Genomic DNA, 4,151 nt, shown 5'->3' with positions numbered 1-4,151 from the left:
AAGGCAGCGATGCCGTCCTTCTGGCGCAGGGTTTCCATGCGCTGGCGACGACCGGTGAGGATCTTGTGCGGATACGCCTGATGACCCACGTCCCACACCAGCCGGTCATCCGGGGTGTCGAACACGTAATGCAACGCGATGGTCAGCTCGATGACGCCCAGTCCGGCACCGAAATGCCCACCGGTCTGGCCGACCGTGTAGAGCAATTCCAGGCGCAACTCATCGGCCAGGGTTTCCAGCTCGGCTTCGCCTAACCGGCGCAGGCCGTCCGGCGTGTTCGCGCGGTCGAGCAGGGGCGTGGTCGGGCGCTTGCGGGGAATCTCATGAAACGTCGTGGGCATCAGGCGAATCGTTATAGGTATAAAAGATGCGGCAGTTTACCTGATGCATCGCCCCCTGCCCACGCGTTGGTCTTTTTTGGCTGATTCGCCGTCAGTTGCGCCGCTCGACGATATACCGGGCCAGCTCGCGCAAGGGCTCGGCTGCCGCGTCAAACGGTCGCAGGGCGTGCAGGGCCTGGTCACGCAGTTCCAGGGCGTAGGCCTTGGCCACGTCGAGACCGAGCAGGGCCGGGTAGGTCGGCTTGTCGCGCGCGATGTCGGCGCCCTGGCGTTTGCCGAGGGTTTCGGTATCGCTTTCGACGTCGAGGATGTCGTCCTGCACCTGGAAGGCCAGACCGATGGCCTGTGCATAAGTCTGCAGGGCGTTGAGTTCATCCGGCTCGGCACGGCCGCTGGCGAGGGCGCCGAGCTTGACGCTGACTTCGATCAGCGCCCCGGTTTTGTGCCGATGCATCTGTTCAAGGGCTTGCTGGTCGAGTTTCAGACCGACCGAACCGAGGTCGATGGCCTGACCGCCGACCATGCCCGCCGGGCCTGCCGCGTGCGCCAGCGCCGTGACCTGTTGCAGACGGATGTCGGCGTCGAGGTCGCTCAGGCGCGGGTCGAGCAGGGCGCTGAAGGCCAGGCTCTGCAAGCCGTCACCGGCGAGAATCGCGCAGGCTTCGTCGAATTTCTTGTGGGTGGTGGGCTGGCCGCGACGCAGATCGTCGTCGTCCATCGCCGGCAAGTCGTCGTGCACCAGCGAGTAGGCGTGAATCAATTCAACCGCGCAGGCTGCGCCATTGGCCTGCTCAGCCTTGCCGCCGAGCGCTTCGCACGCCGCATAGGCCAGCAGCGGCCGCACGCGTTTGCCGCCGTTCATCACGCTGTAGCGCATGGCTTCGTAGAGGCGTGCCAATTGCGGCAACGGGGCGTTGAACAGGGTTTCCAGTGCCGCATTGACCCTGGCCTGGCTGGTCGCCGAATACGCCGCAATCATTCTGGCTGTTCCGCGTCGAAGGGTTCCTCGGCGAGTTCGCCATCGCGCTCCAGCAGCACCTGCACTTTCTGCTCGGCCTGGGCCAGCGCTGCCTGGCAGTCACGGGTCAGGCCGATGCCCTGCTCGAAAGCGGTCAGCGAGTCTTCCAGCGACAATTCACCGTTCTCCAGACGCTCGACCAGTGTTTGCAGGTCGGCGAGGGACTGTTCGAAATCCAGTGCAGCTTTTTTGCGGGCCATGGCGGCAGTTTCCGGTTGACGTTAAACCGGCGCGACACTAGCAGATAGGGGGTTTATGGGCAAATGAGGTGCCCCGTCCAAAGCCGCGCACATAACCCTGTGGCGAGGGGATTTATCCCCGTTGGGTTGCGCAGCAACCCAGGAATCAGACAACCGATACTCTCAGGAAAATCGAAGTCGCCGGTTTTACGACTGCTGCGCAGCCGAGCGGGGATAAATCCCCTCGCCACAAAGTTAATGTGAAATGTCGGGGCTGAGGCGTATTCGGCTCATTTTGTGAGCCGAATAACCGCTCTATTCGGCTCACGCTCAACAAAACTGCGTGATTCCCACCGCAAATGCAGATGTATCCGATTGTTAAAAAACTGCCGAATCGCTAATCTTCGCGCCTTCTACGACCCGGCAGTCACGGGTCTTTCAGACGAAACGCAGTTTCCACCGCTGTGAAGTACCGAGGATCGGGTGCAAGGTTTCGTTCAGGCATGGCAGGAGGCATTACATGCGTTCATTTCTTTGGCTGCTGATTGGCCTGGCCTGCGCGCCTGCGCTGCTCGCGGCGCCGAGTGCTGAACTGTCGGAACCGTCCGGTGGCTGGCGTTACCACGGCCTGCTCGATCGCAGTGAAAACCCGCAAGTCGCTTACCCCACGCCGCCGATCGACCGTGGCATTCAGCGCAATCGCACGATGATTCAGGGCCAGCTCAAGGCCATCGGCAATCAGCGCGGGCCGCACACGCTGGCGGTCAACGGCAATCCATTGAATCTGTACACCGACGATGACGGGCGTTTCGCCCGGCCGTATGCGTTCGGTGCCGGCTCCAACAGTGTCGAAGTGCGCAGCGCCGAGGGCCAGTCGCTCAAGCGCGTGCAGTTCTATGAAGCGAACAACCTGCGCACCCCGGCGAAGATCCGCGTGGTGCTGGGCTGGGACGATCCCAAGGCCGAACTCGATCTGCACATCATCACGCCGGACGGCCAGCATGCGTTCTTCGCCCACACGGCGCTGACCAACGGCGGCGGGCTCGATCCGGACTGCGTCGATGGCCCCGGCCCGGAAATGTTCACCATGACCGCGCCGCTGCATGGCACTTATCTGGTTTACGTCAACTATTGGGGCAACTTCGGCGACGGCGGCTATAACTTCGAGGAGGCGAGCAATCAGAACGAGGTCATCACCTCGCAGATCACGCTGGTGCTCAACGAAAACACGGTCGACGAAAAACGCGAAACATTCATCGTGCCCCTGCGGGCGATCGGTGATCTGCTGCTGGTCAAGACTTTCAACTATTAAGCATCCCGCACCACGGATGAACTTCGGGTTTTGTGAACATGAGTGATAACGCTGCTTCTCCGGCCGTCCCGACACCTGCCGGCCAACCTTCCCGGCGCTGGCCGGCGCTGCTGATCGGCCTGGCCCTGGTGGCCGGCGTGGCCGGTGGGCTCGGCTGGCTGCTGCACAAACCCAAGTTGCCGCCCGCTGCACTGGCCAGCGACAAACTCGGCCTGAGCCGCCCCGATGCGCTGCTGGAAACCCGCTCCCTGAGCCAGTTGCCCAAGGACCTGCTGACGGTGCCGTTCCTCAAGGCCACGCTCACCGAGGATTTCGTCTTCTATTACGAAACTCACGCTGACCGCCTCGGCCTGATCGGCAGTCTGCGCCGGATCATCTACGAGCATGATCTGAAACTGCAGGACAGCCTGATCGAACAGCTTTTCGATCAACCGGCCGATGTGGCGCTGTGGCGTGGTGCCGACGGGCGCCTGAAGGATTTCCTGCTGGTGATGGATCGTGGCGGGCTGGCAAAACTGCTGGAGCCGCTGGCGAAAGTTGCGCTGGATGACACGCAGCTCAGTCAGATGGGCGAACTCAAGGTCGGTGGCGATACGGTGCCGCTGTACCAACTGACCTACAACGCCAGCAAAGCCCTGCTGTTCGCTTCCCACGGCGACAAACTGGTGGTGGTGTCCAACCCGGCCAAGTACTACGACCCGCAAAGCGGTGCGTCTGAAGAATCGGGCCACGTCTCGCCACAAGCGCTGGCGGCGCTGCTCAATGGCGAAAAACTGTTCCCTGAAGCGTTCGGTCTGCCGGCGAACACCCCGGAAACCAAACAGCGTCTGTCGGTCAACGCCAGCGTCCTTGCCATGGGCTATCAGCGCTTTATTCCGAACTTCGCCGGCCTGCGTTTCGACATGGACGACAAGGGCTGGCACAGCTACCTCGCCATGGATGAGCTGGATAACCAGCCGGACTTCGATTTCAAACCGGTGTGGCAAGCCATGCCGCTCGGTGCCAGTGCCTGCGTGACCCTGCCGGTGGCCGCCGAACCGCAGAAACCATTGCTGGTGAAACTGGGCGCCGAAGAGGCCGTGGCGCAGACCCTTACCGAGCACGTGGCCGGCGCGGCGGGCCTGTGCTGGTACGCCGATTCGCGGCTGTACACACCTTTGCTGGTGGCGAGCCTGAAGGACGAAGACAGCAGCAAGCTCGATGGCGATCTCGGCAAGTTGTTTGGCTCGATGGTCGGCGCTTTCGAACCCAACGTTGCAGAAAGCGTGTTCCCGGTGGTCGAGAAGCAGGAAGGCCAGAAC

5 protein-coding genes are annotated in these 4,151 nt (G+C 62.2%); 2 read left to right on the top strand and 3 right to left on the bottom strand.

Annotated features, from left to right (window positions below; all coding sequences use genetic code 11):
- From DBR24_RS17400 to DBR24_RS17390, 3 genes are all read right to left on the bottom strand, one after another.
- Window positions 1–341, bottom strand: a 341-nt coding sequence (locus DBR24_RS17400; RefSeq protein WP_305889054.1) for a 1-deoxy-D-xylulose-5-phosphate synthase N-terminal domain-containing protein, incomplete at its 3' end; no start/stop codon positions are given.
- Window positions 342–432: 91 nt separating this feature from the next.
- Window positions 433–1,320 (bottom strand): (2E,6E)-farnesyl diphosphate synthase, encoded by an 888-nt coding sequence (ispA, locus tag DBR24_RS17395; RefSeq protein WP_128615355.1) that lies wholly within the window; start codon window positions 1,318–1,320, stop codon window positions 433–435.
- Entirely contained in the window at window positions 1,317–1,559 is a 243-nt protein-coding gene (locus tag DBR24_RS17390) for an exodeoxyribonuclease VII small subunit (RefSeq protein ID WP_003228627.1), read from the bottom strand. The genes ispA and DBR24_RS17390 overlap by 4 nt, the downstream gene beginning before the upstream one ends.
- A 499-nt stretch (window positions 1,560–2,058) precedes the next feature.
- Here DBR24_RS17390 and DBR24_RS17385 point away from each other — a divergent pair, with 499 nt between their 5' ends.
- Together DBR24_RS17385 and DBR24_RS17380 are read left to right on the top strand one after the other, a co-directional pair.
- Window positions 2,059–2,850, top strand: a complete 792-nt coding sequence (locus DBR24_RS17385) for a YfaP family protein (protein WP_128615354.1) — start codon at window positions 2,059–2,061, stop codon at window positions 2,848–2,850.
- 38 nt (window positions 2,851–2,888) lie between these two features.
- On the top strand, window positions 2,889–4,151 hold a 1,263-nt coding region (locus DBR24_RS17380), incomplete at its 3' end, for a DUF2138 family protein (protein WP_128615353.1).

Source organism: Pseudomonas sp. HMWF006, assembly GCF_003061205.1.
GTDB lineage: Bacteria > Pseudomonadota > Gammaproteobacteria > Pseudomonadales > Pseudomonadaceae > Aquipseudomonas > Aquipseudomonas monsensis.
Note: the sequence above shows the minus strand (reverse complement) of the source record. Positions and strands in the feature narration are given on the sequence as shown.

Excerpts from the sequence above, each read along its gene's own strand:
- ispA (WP_128615355.1), bottom strand. The coding sequence starts at position 1,320 with ATGATTGCGGCGTATTCGGCGACCAGCCAGGCCAGGGTCAATGCGGCA.
- DBR24_RS17390 (WP_003228627.1), bottom strand. The coding sequence starts at position 1,559 with ATGGCCCGCAAAAAAGCTGCACTGGATTTCGAACAGTCCCTCGCCGAC.
- DBR24_RS17385 (WP_128615354.1), top strand. The coding sequence starts at position 2,059 with ATGCGTTCATTTCTTTGGCTGCTGATTGGCCTGGCCTGCGCGCCTGCG.